14 protein-coding genes and 1 tRNA gene are annotated in these 14,694 nt (G+C 63.4%); 11 read left to right on the plus strand and 4 right to left on the minus strand.

The window, feature by feature from the left end; genetic code table 11:
• The first annotated feature begins 12 nt into the window (after positions 1-12).
• The 4 genes from Q0O95_RS00310 to Q0O95_RS00325 are packed head-to-tail and all read left to right on the plus strand — an operon-like array spanning position 13 to position 4,094.
• A complete protein-coding gene (locus tag Q0O95_RS00310) occupies positions 13-897 on the plus strand; it encodes an alpha/beta hydrolase (RefSeq protein ID WP_293694212.1) in 885 nt (294 codons plus the stop codon).
• Positions 881-1,954 (plus strand): glycosyltransferase family 1 protein, encoded by a 1,074-nt coding sequence (locus Q0O95_RS00315; RefSeq protein WP_293694214.1) that lies wholly within the window; start codon positions 881-883, stop codon positions 1,952-1,954. Before Q0O95_RS00310 ends, Q0O95_RS00315 begins: the two co-directional genes overlap by 17 nt.
• Positions 1,951-2,778 (plus strand): RNA methyltransferase, encoded by an 828-nt coding sequence (locus Q0O95_RS00320; RefSeq protein ID WP_293694216.1) that lies wholly within the window; start codon positions 1,951-1,953, stop codon positions 2,776-2,778. Before Q0O95_RS00315 ends, Q0O95_RS00320 begins: the two co-directional genes overlap by 4 nt.
• Positions 2,775-4,094, plus strand: a complete 1,320-nt coding sequence (locus tag Q0O95_RS00325; protein ID WP_293694217.1) for a D-alanyl-D-alanine carboxypeptidase family protein — start codon at positions 2,775-2,777, stop codon at positions 4,092-4,094. Before Q0O95_RS00320 ends, Q0O95_RS00325 begins: the two co-directional genes overlap by 4 nt.
• On the opposite strand, the gene Q0O95_RS00330 is transcribed toward Q0O95_RS00325, so the two are convergent.
• Entirely contained in the window at positions 4,060-4,845 is a 786-nt protein-coding gene (locus tag Q0O95_RS00330) for an SGNH/GDSL hydrolase family protein (RefSeq protein WP_293694219.1), read from the minus strand. The two genes, Q0O95_RS00325 and Q0O95_RS00330, sit on opposite strands and share 35 nt — an antisense overlap.
• Before the next feature lie 38 nt (positions 4,846-4,883).
• On the opposite strand from Q0O95_RS00330, the gene dinB reads away from it, so the two are divergent.
• Together dinB and Q0O95_RS00340 are read left to right on the plus strand one after the other, a co-directional pair.
• Positions 4,884-6,140, plus strand: a complete 1,257-nt coding sequence (dinB, locus tag Q0O95_RS00335) for a DNA polymerase IV (protein WP_293694221.1) — start codon at positions 4,884-4,886, stop codon at positions 6,138-6,140.
• Positions 6,141-6,167: 27 nt separating this feature from the next.
• The gene (locus Q0O95_RS00340) at positions 6,168-7,214 is read left to right on the plus strand and encodes a S66 peptidase family protein (protein ID WP_293694223.1); all 1,047 of its coding nucleotides are present in this window, start codon (positions 6,168-6,170) and stop codon (positions 7,212-7,214) included.
• Positions 7,215-7,220: 6 nt separating this feature from the next.
• On the opposite strand, the gene Q0O95_RS00345 is transcribed toward Q0O95_RS00340, so the two are convergent.
• Positions 7,221-7,715: a GNAT family N-acetyltransferase gene (locus tag Q0O95_RS00345; RefSeq protein ID WP_293694225.1), complete on the minus strand. Its 495-nt coding sequence runs from the start codon at positions 7,713-7,715 to the stop codon at positions 7,221-7,223.
• A 79-nt stretch (positions 7,716-7,794) separates the two neighbouring features.
• Here Q0O95_RS00345 and Q0O95_RS00350 point away from each other — a divergent pair, with 79 nt between their 5' ends.
• On the plus strand, positions 7,795-8,187 hold the full coding sequence (locus Q0O95_RS00350; RefSeq protein ID WP_293694226.1) for a nuclear transport factor 2 family protein: 393 nt from the start codon (positions 7,795-7,797) through the stop codon (positions 8,185-8,187).
• Positions 8,188-8,805: 618 nt separating this feature from the next.
• Here Q0O95_RS00350 and Q0O95_RS00355 read toward each other — a convergent pair.
• A tRNA-Leu gene (locus tag Q0O95_RS00355) sits at positions 8,806-8,892 on the minus strand.
• A gap of 178 nt (positions 8,893-9,070) precedes the next feature.
• Here Q0O95_RS00355 and Q0O95_RS00360 point away from each other — a divergent pair.
• Genes Q0O95_RS00360 through mshC form a run of 3 tightly spaced genes read left to right on the plus strand, consistent with a single transcriptional unit; the run spans position 9,071 to position 12,451 of the window.
• Positions 9,071-10,372, plus strand: a complete 1,302-nt coding sequence (locus tag Q0O95_RS00360) for a M20/M25/M40 family metallo-hydrolase (RefSeq protein ID WP_293694228.1) — start codon at positions 9,071-9,073, stop codon at positions 10,370-10,372.
• A gap of 11 nt (positions 10,373-10,383) precedes the next feature.
• A complete protein-coding gene (gene uppP / locus Q0O95_RS00365; RefSeq protein WP_293694230.1) occupies positions 10,384-11,226 on the plus strand; it encodes an undecaprenyl-diphosphatase UppP in 843 nt (280 codons plus the stop codon).
• A gap of 10 nt (positions 11,227-11,236) precedes the next feature.
• The gene (gene mshC, locus Q0O95_RS00370; protein ID WP_293694231.1) at positions 11,237-12,451 is read left to right on the plus strand and encodes a cysteine--1-D-myo-inosityl 2-amino-2-deoxy-alpha-D-glucopyranoside ligase; all 1,215 of its coding nucleotides are present in this window, start codon (positions 11,237-11,239) and stop codon (positions 12,449-12,451) included.
• A gap of 184 nt (positions 12,452-12,635) precedes the next feature.
• Here mshC and Q0O95_RS00375 read toward each other — a convergent pair whose 3' ends face one another.
• Positions 12,636-13,625: a proteasome assembly chaperone family protein gene (locus Q0O95_RS00375; RefSeq protein WP_293694233.1), complete on the minus strand. Its 990-nt coding sequence runs from the start codon at positions 13,623-13,625 to the stop codon at positions 12,636-12,638.
• Between the two features lie 55 nt (positions 13,626-13,680).
• Here Q0O95_RS00375 and Q0O95_RS00380 point away from each other — a divergent pair, with 55 nt between their 5' ends.
• Positions 13,681-14,667, plus strand: a complete 987-nt coding sequence (locus tag Q0O95_RS00380) for a tRNA (adenine-N1)-methyltransferase (protein ID WP_293694235.1) — start codon at positions 13,681-13,683, stop codon at positions 14,665-14,667.
• The last annotated feature ends 27 nt before the right edge of the window (positions 14,668-14,694 follow it).

The raw sequence follows: 14,694 nt of genomic DNA on the forward strand, positions 1-14,694 counted from the left end.
AGGCTTGTCTGCGTGGCCGTCACTTCTCCATTTCAGCAGCTGCTCGACAGCACCCCGGTTCGCCGTAGATCCGACAGCGTTGCCGACGTCGCGACCGTGTGGTTCGAGTACGGTCAGGAATCAGGACGACCGCTCGTGTTCGTGCATGGCTTCCGTGGTGACCACCATGGTCTCGAGACCATCGCCGCTCATCTTCCCGGATACCGCATCCTGATACCGGACCTACCGGGTTTCGGCGCATCCGCACCTCTGGCCGATGGGTCGGACATCGGGGGATTCGCACACTGGTTGCGCAGCTTCGTTGCGGAACACGCGCCGGATGCTCCCGTGCTGGGGCATTCGTTCGGGTCGATCGTCGTCGCGGCGGCAGCGCGCAGCGGACTGCAGACGCCGGGCATCATCCTCGTGAACCCGATAGGGGCTCCCGCGCTGCAGGGCCCGAAGAAGGTCATGTCCCTTGCCGCTCTTGCCTACTACCGAATCGCCGCAGCGCTGCCGGAAGCCGCGGGCGAGTCGTTGCTGAGCGCGCCTCCCATCGTGCGCACGATGAGCATCGCGATGGCCAAAACGAGAAGTCGCGAAGCGCGGCGCTGGATCCACGATCAGCACGATCGCTATTTTTCCGAGTTCGCCGATCGTGCCAGCCTGCTCGATACCTTCGGCGTTTCCATCGGATTCGACGTGTCCCAATTCGCACCTGACATCGAGCAGCCAGTCTTACTGATCGCCGCCGATCGTGACGACATCACCCCCATTGCCAAACAGCACCGACTACGTACGGTGTTTCCCGACGCGCAGTTGACGGTACTGCACGACGTCGGGCATCTCGTGCACTACGAACGACCGGCGGAGGCCGCCAGCGCTATCAGGAGGTGGATCCGTGCACGTGCTCTTTGATTGCCGCTACGTCAAGGATGGCGCGCGGGACGGCATCTCGCGCTTCACGATAGAGCTCGCTCGTCATCTGGCAGAGCTTGCAGACGTGACGCTTCTTATCAGCAGCACAGATCAGTTGCAGCAGTTACCGGACCTGCCGCACATCGTGGGCCCCAGTCAGGTCGGCGTGCTCGAGCCGTTCACGAGCTGGCGACTCCGCCGTTTCGAAGCCGACGTTCTATTCTCTCCTATGCAGACGATCGGCACGAGAGGCAGGCGCTGGCCCGTCGTCGTTACGATTCATGACCTCATCTACTATCGGCATCCAACGCCTCCGCGCGATCTGCCGGCGTTCGTCAGGGGCCTCTGGCGGCTCTACCACCGAGCATTCTGGCCCCAGCGAATGCTGCTGCGAGGTTCCGACGGCATCGTCACCGTGTCGGAGGCGACAGCGTCGGTCATGCGGACGAATCGCTTGGACGTACGACCCGTTGGCGTTGTCCACAACGCTGCCGACCCACTGGGTGAGCCGGTTTCCGATTCACGGCCGGAGCGTAAACGGATCGTCTACATGGGTTCGTTCATGCCCTACAAGAACGTGGATACGCTCGTGCGAACCGTCGCATTGCTGCCGGACTACGAACTGGTCGTGCTCGCGCGCGTGAGTGAGCACGAGCGCAAACGCTTGGCAGCGATAGCACCGGATGCCAGGCTCGTGTTCTTGAACGGCGTTACCGACGAAGAGTACGCCGACTGCCTGCGCTCTTCAACGGCTCTTGTCTCCGCCTCGAGGGAAGAGGGATTCGGCATCCCGCTGCTGGAGTCGCTCGCGCTCGGCGTACCGGTCGTCGTCAGCGACATCGACATCTTCCATGAGGTAGCGGGCGATGCTGGTCTCTATGCGAACCCAGACGACCCCGGGGAATTCGCGGCGCGCATCCGAGCACTCGAAGCGCACGAGCTATGGGAGGAGAAATCCCGGGCCGGGCGAGCAAGGGCGAGGTCGTTCTCATGGTCCGATTCCGCCAAGAGGCTCCATGGCTTTCTGGAGCAGACAAGCAGGGAGTGGCGGGCATGAGTCGGATTCTTCGCGTGACGTCGCTCGACGACGCAGAGTTCGATGACTACACGCGGTTGACCGACGTGGCACTCCGCAAGAAGCTGGAGCCGGAACGAGGCATGTTCATCGCGGAGTCGCAGACGGTACTCGAGCGCGCGCTCTCGGCGAATATCGAGCCGCGCAGCATACTGGTCTCCGAACGGTGGCTGCCGCAGGTTGAACCGCTCGTCGCGGGATACGACATTCCCGTATACGTCGGCGACGAGTCGTTACTGGAGAGCATCACGGGTTTCCACTTGCACAGGGGAGCGTTGGCCGCGATGCATCGGCCGCGGCTGCCGGATGTCGCCTCGCTGATCCGCGGTCATCGTCTCGTGGTCATCATCGACGGCGTTGTCGACCACACCAACGTTGGCGCGATCTTCCGATCGGTTGCCGGGCTGGGAGCAGACGCCGTGCTCGTGACCGAGGCCAGCGCAGATCCGCTCTATCGACGCAGCGTTCGCGTCAGTATGGGGACCGTGCTGCAGGTTCCCTGGACGCGTATCGCGTCACTGGCGGATGCACGCGACACCCTGCACGAAGAAGGTTTCGAGATCACGGGCCTCGCGCTTGTCGACGGAGCCCAAGACCTGGACGCGTACCGGCCCACATCGCCCGTCGCCCTCGTCTTGGGCAGCGAAGGCCACGGGCTCGGCAGGGCGGCGCTCCGGGTGTGCGACGCGGCCGTGGTTATCCCCATGATGCACGGCGTCGATTCCCTCAACGTCGCCGCGGCATCGGCGGTCGCCACATGGTCTGTGCGAAACTCGATGCGAGGCCAGGCAGGAGGTTCACCGTGAGCGACGTGACAGGCGACTGGGTTGCCGAAGTAACGGGCGAAGACGGCGATGAGCAGCCAAGCGAGCAGCCTCGCCGTCGCGGTGTAGGGAAGGGCGTCGCAAGCCTAATCGTCTTCGTGCTCGTTCTCGGGGTCTGCTACGCGGCACTCAGCCTACTTGCACCGGCTCCGTCCGTCGCAGGTGCTCCCCACAGCGACCTCACGGCAGTGAGCGATGAAGGCGACCCGATGCGCACGCCGGATGGCGTACGAGCAACGAGCGTCGCGGTCGTCGGCATGGACGCAGCCGTCGACTCTGCGGGAGACGACGAACTACTGCCGATGGCGAGCATCACCAAGCTGATCACGGCTTTGGTGGTGCTTGAAGAATTTCCCCTGGAGGAAGGCGAGAACGGTGAAACCATCACCATGACCGCCCAGGACCTCGAATACTACTGGGATGTCGCGGCGGTTCTGGGCGTTGTCACGGATCTCCGCGAAGGAGAGGAACTCTCACAACGAACGCTGTTGGAGCGCTCGATCGCGGTATCGAGCGGAAACGCAACGCTCTCACTCGTGCGCTGGGCCTTCGGCGGTGAAGAGGAATTCGTGACAGCAGCGGAACGTTGGCTCGAGGAGAACGACCTGGACGAGATCGAGATCGCCGACTCGACCGGGCTCAGCGCCGATTCACGAGCGACTGCGGCCGACATGGCTCGGATGGGCCGGCTCGCGTACGAACACCCCGTCATGAGAGAGCTCATGGCCGTCGAGTCGGTGAGCGTTTTAGGCGACACGATGCGCAACACGAACCCGTTGCTCGGCGACGATGGAGTGGTCGGCGGAAAGACGGGAACGCTCTTCGCTTCTGGTCATAATCTGCTGGTCGTTGCCGAGCGCGAAGTGCACGGCACGGAGATGGCGGTCGTCGGTGTCGTCCTCGGGGTGTCCCAGTCGGGCAGCGTCCCCAGGGCGACTACGTCCTGGCTCGACCAGAGTTTCAATCGCTTCGAGGAGCGGGTCGTGCTGCCACGCGGGACGGTCGTGGGCGAGTATGCACCGGACTGGTCCGACAGGACGATCACCGCGTCGACGACGGAAGAGCTCACCGCGATCACGTGGCCCGGTCTCGATATTCCGGTGTCCGTGCTGCTGGACCCCGTTCAGGCCGGATCGCTGTCCGCCACGCCCGGCAACGCGACGGTCGTGAGTTTCGACACTGCGATGAGCGTCGATGTGGCTATCGACGGACTGATTCCACCGCCCGACGCACTCTGGCGACTCGGAACACCTTCGCTTGCGGTCAACTGGGTTCTGGATCTCTTCGGATCCGAGTAGGGTTCGGTCGCTTCGGCTGCATATTGTCCCCGGATGATCGACCGGTGATTCGACGGACGACCCAGGGACCCAGGTGCTCGCGGGCCCAGATGATGTCTTCTGTCCGGGCCCTCCGCCATGACTTCTTCGGCAGCGGCTCGGGGTCCATGTGCTCGAGCGCGTGCTCGACACCAAGCGAGTCCAGCACGAGGCGCGCGATCTCGTGGTGTCCGATGGGGGAGAAGTGGAGGCGATCCGGCGCCCACATCTGCGGCAGCTGGAGGTGCTTTGCATTCCAGAGATCGACGACGACTGCTTCGTTGCGGCTGGCGACGCCGAGCAGATTGGAGTTGTAGATGCCGACCCGTCCCCGGATCTGACGCATCACGGGGGTCATGCCGATGTCAGGGCCATTGAAGAAGACGACGGTCGCGCCGTCTCTGCCGAGTGTCTGCACGAGACTCTCGAGCTTCTTCGCGACACGATCCGGGCTGGCATTGGGGCGCAGAATGTTGTTGCCGCCCGCGGAGACGGTGATCAGATCCGGTTGCAGTGCGAGCGCAGCCTCCGCTTGTTCCTCGCGTATCTGCTCGAGCACCTTGCCTCGGATCGCGAGGTTCGCGTACGCGAAGTCGTCGACGGTTCTCGCGAGCTCTTCCGCCACTCGATCCGACCATCCTCGAACACCGTTCGGGAGCGATGGTTCGTCGTCTCCGACGCCCTCCGCGAATGAGTCGCCGATCGAGACGTACCGGGTCCATGGATGCCGCATGTTCCTATCCTGTCACCGGTTGCTGGGAGACTGGGAGCGTGAGCAAACAGGACGGTTCGAATCGCCTCGTCTCGTCACGAGACGTCGACGACTCGCAGGCGAACGTTCTCCACGTCGACCTCGACGCCTTCTTCGCCTCCGCCTCACTGCTCGATCGACCCGACCTCCTGGGTAAGCCCGTCGTCATCGGTCACGATTCTTCTCGTTCCGTCGTGACTGCGGCTACGTACGAGGCGCGCCGTTACGGTGTGCATTCAGCGATGCCGATGACCCGAGCCAAGCAGCTGTGCCCGAATGCGATCATCATCGACGGCGATTTCGCGCTCTACAAGCGCCTCTCAAAGCAGGTCATGGGGATCCTCGGCGACGTTTCCCCCGACGTCGAGCAGCTCGGCACGGACGAAGCGTTCGTCTTCGTCGCGGGGGCAAGGCGATTACTGGGGCGTCCCTACGACATTGCGGTCGGCATCCGAAAGCGTGTCCGTGAAGAGACAGGTCTCGTAGCGTCCATCGGCGCCGCATCCAACCGATTTCTCGCGAAGCTCGCGTCTATGCGGTCGAAGCCTGACGGGCTGCTCGTCATCCCGCACGATGAAGCCGTCAGTTTCCTCCACCCCCAACCGGTCGGCGCTCTGTGGGGTGTGGGCCCGGCCATGGAGCGCAAACTGAGTCGATACGGACTACGCACGATTCAAGACATTGCGGAGATGCCACTCGATCGATTGCAGCAGTTGGTGGGGCAGGCGAGCGGCCTGAAATTGCATCAGCTGGCCTGGGGGCGAGACGACCGGAGCGATGTCGTGCATCGAGAACGCGAAAAATCGATAGGACACGATCACACGTTCTTCCAGTCCGTAACGGGGCCGGAGCAATTACGCAGTGAGCTCTTGCGCTTGGCCGAAGGAGTCGGCAGACGAGTTCGACGCGCAGAGTTGCTGGCCAGGACGATCACGATCAAGGTGCGCTACGACGACTTCACGACCCTCACCAGGTCGAAAACGCTACCGACCGGCACCGACACCACCCGCACGATCGCGGAGACGTCGTGGGCGCTGCTGGAGGCAATGGGCCCACAGCCTCCCGTCCGGCTGCTGGGCGTTACCGCTTCATCACTCGAAGAACCAGGGCATCAGGCGAGTCTGTTCGAGGATGCTGATTTTTCGGACGCAGACTGGTCGACGACGGAGCGCACGGTCGATGCGCTACTGGAGCGTTTCGGGAAGGATGCGCTCCGCACGGCAAGTACGCTGCGGATGGACGAAAAGCGTGAGGACTTCGGACGCGGCGACAGCTGAGGGAGGAGCCCCTGTAGGTTCGTATTCATGCATGCACTGTTGCAACCCGCCAAGCTGCGCGGAGGAGACCGAGTCGCGATACTCTCGCCGTCTTTCGCAGCGCCCGCGGCCGCACCCGCGATACACGAGCAGGCGATGACACGGTTCGCCGAAACCACGGGGCTCGTTCCCGTCGAGTTTCCAACGACGAGACAGCTGGGGGCGACACCGGAGGAGCGGGCAGCGGACTTCAACCGTGCGCTCGCAGACCGCTCGATTCGCGCTATCGTCTCAACGCTAGGGGGCGACGACCAGATCCGGCTGATCCGTCACCTGGATGCCCGATTGCTGCGTTCTGATCCGAAACCGTTTCTCGGGTACTCCGACAACACGAACATCCTGAACTGGATGTGGACCCATGGCGTCGCAGGTTTCTACGGCGGGTCGACTCAGGTGCATTTCGGGCCGGGGCCCGGAACCGACGATGCGCACATTCGCACGCTCATGGCAGCTTTGCGAGACGGGGGAGAGCTCGAGCTCGTCGACCCCGGCGAGTCCGAGGATCACGGCATCGACTGGCAGGATTCTCGTGCGCTGACCGAATTCGGGCATCGAGAGCCGACCGAACCGTGGCGTTGGTTCGGACCTCAGCGCAGCGTCACCGGCACGACCTGGGGCGGATGCCTTGAGATCATCGACTGGCTGGGGCTCGCCGACAGGATCCCGAACAACGAAGATCTACGCGGGGCGATCCTGCTCCTCGAAACCAGCGAAGAGCTCCCGTCAACCGAAACGGTGCGCCGCTGGGTACGGGCGTTGGGGGAGCGCGGTCTTCTCGAAGTGATTGCCGGTGCCGTTATAGCCCGGCCCCCGGTGACGGAGATGGGTGGAGAACTCGAACCTGTCGACGAGCGACGAGCATTGCGAACGGAGCAGTACGAGGCGATCTTCTCGGAATTGTCCGCCTACAATTCAGAAGCGGTCATGTGCGCCGGCCCGCCTTTCGGGCACACGAGGCCACAGCTGATCGTGCCCTTCGGCGGCAAGGTCACGATCGACGGCCTGCACCGCCGCATTTTCGCGTCGTACGCGTAACGATAGCTATTCGCGCACCATCCGAATCTCGCGGACGCCATCATCGTCTTTCGCTTCGCCGGTTGCTCTGAAACCCTGCTTCCGGTAAAAGGCCTGCGCGCGGGGGTTGGGATCCGCGACCCACAGCACAGCGGTGGCTGCAGCCGGCAGCACAGCGGCCAGCAGATCGGACCCAGTGCCCGTGCCGTGGAAGTCGACATCGACGTACAAGACGAACAACTGCAGCCGAGATTCTGCTTCGTCGTCTGCGGCACCCCCGACGAGCGCTATACCCACGATCCTGCCCTCGACCACGGCGACCGCCGCGTTGTAGGAAGCAAAACGGGGATCTTCGAGCACCGTGCGCCAGAACGTCGCTCGCCGCGATACGAAATCAGGGGCATCGAGCACCTCATCGCTTATGATGCCGCGATACGTCGCCCGCCAAGACTCGACGTGCACTCGCGCCATGTCGGCAGCATCCTCTGGGAGCGCATCCCGCACGGTGACCGGCCTCTCCATGCCTCTCACCATACGGAACCGCCGTCGGGACCTGCGCCCTGCTGACACAGGATGAGGCAGGGTCTGCCAAACTTCACGTATGAATGCTGCGAAGATGCTCGGTGAACTCATGGACAACGTCGATGCACGGAAGTGGGATGCATTGGCTCCCTTCCTGCACCCCGACTTTCGGTGCACGTACGTTCACACCGGCGAAGTGCTCGATCGAGAGGCATGGGTTCGGCTCAACGCCGAGTATCCGGGTTTCGACAGGCTCCGAGTGGAGGAGATCACCGGCAACGAAGACTCTGCCGCCTGCCGGGCACACGTGACAGGATTCGACGCCGAACAGGAGCTCAACCACTTCGAATGCGCGACATTCGTCACGGTGCAGGACGGTCTGATCCATACGATGACGGAGGTCTGGACGGATGTGGATCAGACGGCTCCCGCAGACACTCGCCCGGAAAGAGCCGTTCCCGTCCAAGGCTGACAGCATGAATGGGCGCCCAGTTGGCACCAATCTCGCCAAGAACAGCTCCATCCTTAACAGGTTGCCGCATCCGAATGACGGTCCACAGGATCGTGATCCGGCGCTTTGGGCCGGTCGGCGCGGGCAAGGTTGAGTTGGCGCTAGGACGCGGGGCGCGCTGGAGCTCTAGAGCGGCGACCGTTTCCGGTCGCCGCCGCGACGCCAGCGCTGATGCCCGTCTCGGGCATCAGGACTCGGCCGCCCGCTGATGCGCGCCCCTGCGCCGCCTCGTTGGGCGGCTTGGCCGGTCGGCGCAGGCGAGGCTGAGTTGGCGCTCTGACGCATTCAGGTGCGGAAAACGTCTCTCCCGGACACATGCCCTTGCCCGTCATGAAAGTATCGGCCACCTAGCAGGGGGATACTGTGCGCACTTCGTGCGCCTGTGACGGTGCTCACGCGCTAGGACGCGCAGTTCGGACGCGCGCTGATGCGCGCCCCTGCAGCGCCGTTGCCGGCGCTTTGGGCCGGTCGGCGCGCGAACGCTTTGCGTTCGCTCTAAAGCGCCGACCTCACGTGGGGGTTCAAGTCCCCCTCCCATCGCGCACGAAAAAGCCCCGGTCTCTCGACCGGGGCTTGTCGTGCGCGAGGGGGGACTTGAACCCCCACGCCCTATATGTGGGCACTAGCACCTCAAGCTAGCGCGTCTACCAATTCCGCCACCCGCGCAAGGTGTGGATTCTTAGCGAACCGAGAACCAACTCTAACACGAAAAATCGACGCAACCGACCACCGGATTCCTGTTTCGCTCACGCCCCTGTGTATTTCGAAGTAAGCAGCTCATCGGCGAGCGCCGCGCACGCTCCGGTGGGCATCGACTGCAGCATCCGGGAGTACCCTTGGAGGTATGTCAGATCTCCAGTTGTCGCCGACGGTGAACCTCGCCCGCGACCTCATTCGCATCGACACTCAGAACTACGGTGAAGGCAAAGCGGTAGGGGAGTCCGTGGCAGCGGAGTACGTCTCCGCCTTCCTCACCGATTTGGGCCTCGCGCCGCGCACCTATGAGGCGGCTCCCGGGCGAACGACAGTCGTCGCTGAAGTCGAAGGATCCGACACGAGCCTGCCGAAGTTCGTTGTGCACGGCCATCTCGACGTCGTACCTGCCGACGCCGATGAATGGAGCGTCGACCCCTTCGCCGGCGAGGTCCGAGACGGACTCCTGTGGGGGCGTGGTGCCGTCGACATGAAGAACATGGACGCCATGATTCTGCAGTCGGTCGCCGACATTCTTCGAAGCGGCCGCCAGCCGCGCCGCACACTCATCCTCGTGTTTTTCGCAGACGAAGAGGCGGGTGGCGTATTTGGTTCGCACTTCATGACCCGTCAGCACCCCGAAGTGTTCGCAGGCGCGACGGAAGCGATCAGCGAGGTCGGCGGCTACTCGGTCGAGATCGCCGGCCAACGTGCGTACATGCTGCAGACGGCTGAGAAGGCGATGCAGTGGATTCGTTTGAGCGCTTCCGGCACAGCGGCGCACGGTTCGCAGGTCATGCGGGACAACGCCGTCTCCAAGATCGCCAGGGCTGTCGCCGCGATCGGCGATAACGACTTCGAGATTCATCTCACCGACACAACCCGCGCCCTCTTCCAGGGGGTCGCGAAGCTGCGCGGCATCGACTTCGACGAGTCGCGCGTCGAGGATCTCGCCGCTTCGACGGGAGGGGCAGCCCGCTTCCTCCTCTCGAGCCTTCGCACCACCGCGAACCCCACGATGCTCGACGCTGGTTACAAGCACAACGTCATTCCGAGTTCCGCGAGTGCGCGCATCGACATGCGACCGCTGCCGGGGCGGGAGCAGGAGGCGACCGACCGCATTCGCGAGATCATCGGCGATGACATCGAGCTGGAAGTCATGGTCGGCGACATTGGCATGGAACAGCCCTTCGAGGGTGAACTCGTCAACACCATGGTCGACACGTTGCTGAAACACGATCCAGGTGCCCACGTGCTGCCGTACATGCTCTCGGGCGGCACGGACAACAAGGCCCTGAGTGAACTGGGCATCCGCGGCTACGGTTTCGCACCCCTCAAGCTCCCTCCCGATCTCGACTTCGCCGCGATGTTCCACGGTGTCGACGAGCGAGTATCGCTCGAGGCGATCGACTTCGGAACCGCAGTTCTGACCGACCTGCTGCTGCGGTACTGAGGGCTGTCGAAGTGGACTGGCTGCACGCGATCCTGCTCGGAATCGTCCAGGGGCTCACGGAGTTCCTCCCCGTTTCCTCGAGCGCACACATTCGCCTTACCGGCCTCGTCCTGATGGACGGCCGGGATCCCGGCGCTACCTTCACTGCAATCACGCAGATCGGCACCGAGCTCGCCGTGCTGATCTACTTCTGGCCCGTGATCGTGCGCATCATCCGCAAGTGGTTCACGCAGTGGGGCCCGAACGTGCCCAAGGGCGATCCGGATGTGCGCATGGGTTGGTTCGTCATTCTTGCGACGATCCCCATCGCGGTCGCCGGTTACCTCCTGCAAGACATGATCCGCGGGTCACTACGAAGCCTGTGGTTCACGGCGTTCACGCTCATCTTCTTCGGCATCCTGCTGTGGCTTGCCGATCGCTTCGGCAGGAAAGCGCGGCACATGGAGAATCTTCGGCCCATCGACGCCATCTGGATCGGTCTCGCGCAGATGCTCGCGCTGATCCCGGGCGTATCCAGATCAGGGGCCACCACGACCATGGCGAGATCTCTTGGCTACACACGAACCGCATCGAGCGAGTTCGCGTTCCTCATCGCGGTTCCAGCAGTATTCGGAGCCGGCTTCTACGAACTCGCCCAGGCGATCCAGAATCCCGGCGCGGAAGTCTTCACGATGGGGCAGACCGTGGTGGCAACGGTGGTGTCGTTCTTCATCGCGCTCCTGACGATCCGCCAGCTCATGGCTTGGATCAAGCGCCACTCCTTCCTACCGTTCGTCATCTGGCGGATCGTGCTAGGCGTCGTAATCATCGCAGCGCTCAGCTTCGGCTGGGTCGAACCACTCGCAGGAAACTAGGACTCTCACTGTGCAAACTTGGCCGTCAGTTCCCCTTCCCGATATCCCGGGCCACGGTTCACGTCCTCGAATCTTCGATGACGGAAACCAGTCGATCGGCGAGCTTCCCTCGCACGGCGATCGGGCAGCCCTGTACAGCTGCGGCATAACACCGTACGACGCAACCCACATCGGGCACGCCTTCACCTACCTTGCGGGAGACACGCTGACCCGTGTCTGGCGCGACGCGGGGCTCGCCGTCTCAACGGCAATGAACTCGACCGACATCGATGATCCGCTACTCGAGCGGGCCGCACGTGATGGCGTCGACTGGCGTGAGCTCGCCGATTCGCAGCACGAACTCTTCCGCGAGGACATGTCCGCGCTCAACATCCTGCCGCCCGATGAATGGGTCGCGGTGACCGATCGCATCGAACCCGCGGCAGCCGCAGTGCAATCTCTCCTCGAGAACGGCAGTGCGTACCGTCTCGAAGACGACGTCTATTTCGATGTGCGGGCGGCCGAACGACTCGGTGAAAGAAGCCAGACGGATCGGGCCGCAATGCTCGAGCAGAGCGCTGAGCGCGGTGGTGACCCGGATCGTGAAGGCAAACGGGACCCGCTCGACCCGCTCCTGTGGCGCGGCAAGCGCGATGGCGAACCCAGCTGGGACACGGTGCTCGGCGAGGGTCGGCCCGGCTGGCACATCGAGTGCACGGTCATCGCCAGAGACACACTGGGTCTCCCGTTCACAGCAACCCTGGGGGGCGTGGATCTGAAGTTCCCCCACCAGGAGATGCAGGCGCAACACGCGCACGCACTCGGCCAGAACTTCAGCGACGCTCGCCTCTGCGTTGGTGAGGTGGCCTACGACGGTGCGAAGATGTCGAAGTCGCTCGGCAATCTCGTGAAGGTGTCCGAGCTGCGGCGGCAGGGCGCCGATCCGCTCGCGATTCGCCTCGCGCTGCTCAGTCACCACTGGCGGGACAGCTGGGAATGGATGCCCGACACACTTGATGAGGCGACACAGCGCCTCGACAGGTGGCGAGAGTGGGCGTCGACGGTGAACCCGGAGGACACCTACACCGACGGCGACACACTGCTCGACTGGCTACGCCTGACGCTCGCCGACGACCTCAACACACCCGCAGCGGTGCAGGCAGTGGATCAGGCCGTCGCAGGTCACAGGCCCGATGCGCTTGCAATCGACGCGATCGATGCACTGCTGGGAATCCGCTTGACGTAGCCCGTGCGCGAACTCGCGTCGTTCTCCTCGTGCCGACAGCCCCGAAAGTGGCGAGAAACTTGCGTTGTGCACACGACACTTCGCAAGTTCTTCGACACACCCGAGCGCGCAGTGGACGAGACACGTGGCTCACGAAGGATGGGCGCTTGCGCCGGGATCATGCGGGGGATTCCACACAGGGAGATCACACAGGGGGCGGCGCGTCGTCCTCGCCATCGTCGTCTCGTTCGTCGGGAGCTTCTTCAGCCGACTCTCCGATGTCTTTCGCGAAGCCGGCCCCGGGGCTTGCATCGCGACTGTCTCGCCGCTGCTCGAGGAAGCGTTCGAATTCTTTCGCCAGGGCTTCGCCCGAGGCCTTGGGGGAGTCGACCGTGTCGCGTCGCTCTTCGAGCATCCCGATGTAGGCGCGCATCTCATCGTCCTGACTCGCGAACTCGCTGACGCCCGACTCCCACTCCCGCACCTGTTCCGGTAGGTCACCGAGAGGCGGTGCGTAGTCGATCACTTCGCCAAGTTTGTCGAGCAGTGCGACGATGGCTTTGGGAACGGGAGCTGACTGCACGTAGTGCGGCACGCTCGCCCAGATCTGGACCGTGGGGATGCCCATCGCCTCCGCTTCGATCTCCAGCATTGAAATGATGCCGGTCGGCCCTTCGTATTCGCTTCGGCCGATATCCAGTCGTTCGCGCACGTGCTCCGCTTCGCTGGTGACGGTGACGGGAATCGCTCGTGTGTGCGGAGTATCGGCCAACAAGGAGCCGAGGAAAACGATGACTTCGATGTCGTAGCGGGCAACTAACTCCATGACCGTGTCCGTGAACAGGTGCCAGTTCCTGCTCGGTTCCACGCCGAGCAGAGCGTAGAGGTTTCCCTCAACGCTCTCAGCCATGTCGAAGCCCGCGTCATCGGCGAGTCCGGCCTCCCTCGAAGGTTTCGTGGGCGCGAGGAGCAGCGTCTCCGGCCAGGAAATCGCTCGCGTTCCGTCGGGAAGGCGCCTGATGACCGGTCGAGTGAAATTGAAGTCGAGAAACTCTTCCGTCGAAATGGAATCGATCGTCTCGAGTTCCGATTCCTGGATCACAAGACGCAGTGCCTCAGACGCCGCGTCTCCCGCATCGGTCCACCCTTCGAAAGCGACCAGCAGGATTCGACCACGAATGGGTCCGTCAGTCACGCAGATGCCTTTCTATCTCCTTAGGTGGGGCGTAGCCAGTCTACGCGCCACTAGGATGCATACGGTGACCTCCTCAAATCTTCGCCCCGAATCGACGCTGCAGTACGGCGATGCGATTCAGATCACCGGCCCCAAGAAGCGGATGTACACGATCGTCCTGCAGGAAGGTCACCACTTCCACACGCAACACGGAGCTATCGCGCACGCGAGTTTCGTGGGCAAGCCGGATGGCTGCCTTGTCGACATCGGCGGCCGTGACCACCTCGTCATCCGCCCGCTCCTGCACGACTACGTCATGTCCATGCCGCGCGGTGCAGCAATCATCTACCCCAAGGATGCCGCTCAAATCATCGGATTCGCCGATATACACCCGGGCCTGACCGTCATCGAAGCCGGTGTAGGCTCTGGTGCGCTGTCGCTGTTCCTACTGCGTTCACTCGCCGGTACGGGTCGACTCGCCTCTTTCGAAAGAAGAGAGGAGTTCCGCGACATCGCCGCCGCGAATGTCCGCGGATTCCACGGTGAAACGCCCAACTGGGATCTCATCCTCGGCGACCTCGCTACGGAACTCGGCGATCACGTAGAGCCCGGCACCGCGGACAGAGTTCTGCTCGACATGCTTGCCCCCTGGGAGTGCATTCCGGCAGCGGCCAAAGCGTTGCGGCCGGGCGGGCTCATCCTCGCGTACATTGCGACCGTCACTCAGCTCTCACGCACCGTCGAAGCCTTGCGTGCGTTCGGTTCCTTCACGCAGCCGTCCTCGAGCGAAACGCTCGTCCGCGGGTGGCACGTCGACGGGCTCGCGGTGCGCCCCGACCACCGAATGGTGGCCCACACCGGCTTCCTGATGACCGCGCGAAGGGTAGCCGACGGAATTGAAGTTCCCGATTTCCGCAGGCGAGCCAATAAAGCGGAATTCGACGATGCCGATATCGAGCTCTGGACACCGGGCGCACTCGGCGATCGGGATCCGAGCGAGAAGCGGCTCCGCCGCGCCGCGCGCGACGCCAAGCGTCAGGCCGACGCCATCGGAAACGACTAGACTGCTGCTGAATACTGATCGAGGAGT

This window comes from uncultured Agrococcus sp., assembly GCF_945915485.1.
Classification (GTDB): Bacteria; Actinomycetota; Actinomycetes; order Actinomycetales; family Microbacteriaceae; genus Agrococcus.

What these genes read in the sequence shown, in the direction of transcription:
- Q0O95_RS00320 (WP_293694216.1), top strand. Translation starts at nt 1,951, where the DNA reads ATGAGTCGGATTCTTCGCGTGACGTCGCTCGACGACGCAGAGTTCGAT.
- Q0O95_RS00330 (WP_293694219.1), bottom strand. Translation starts at nt 4,845, where the DNA reads ATGCGGCATCCATGGACCCGGTACGTCTCGATCGGCGACTCATTCGCG.
- Q0O95_RS00340 (WP_293694223.1), top strand. Translation starts at nt 6,168, where the DNA reads ATGCATGCACTGTTGCAACCCGCCAAGCTGCGCGGAGGAGACCGAGTC.
- Q0O95_RS00345 (WP_293694225.1), bottom strand. Translation starts at nt 7,715, where the DNA reads ATGGAGAGGCCGGTCACCGTGCGGGATGCGCTCCCAGAGGATGCTGCC.
- Q0O95_RS00350 (WP_293694226.1), top strand. Translation starts at nt 7,795, where the DNA reads ATGAATGCTGCGAAGATGCTCGGTGAACTCATGGACAACGTCGATGCA.
- Q0O95_RS00360 (WP_293694228.1), top strand. Translation starts at nt 9,071, where the DNA reads ATGTCAGATCTCCAGTTGTCGCCGACGGTGAACCTCGCCCGCGACCTC.
- Q0O95_RS00380 (WP_293694235.1), top strand. Translation starts at nt 13,681, where the DNA reads ATGCATACGGTGACCTCCTCAAATCTTCGCCCCGAATCGACGCTGCAG.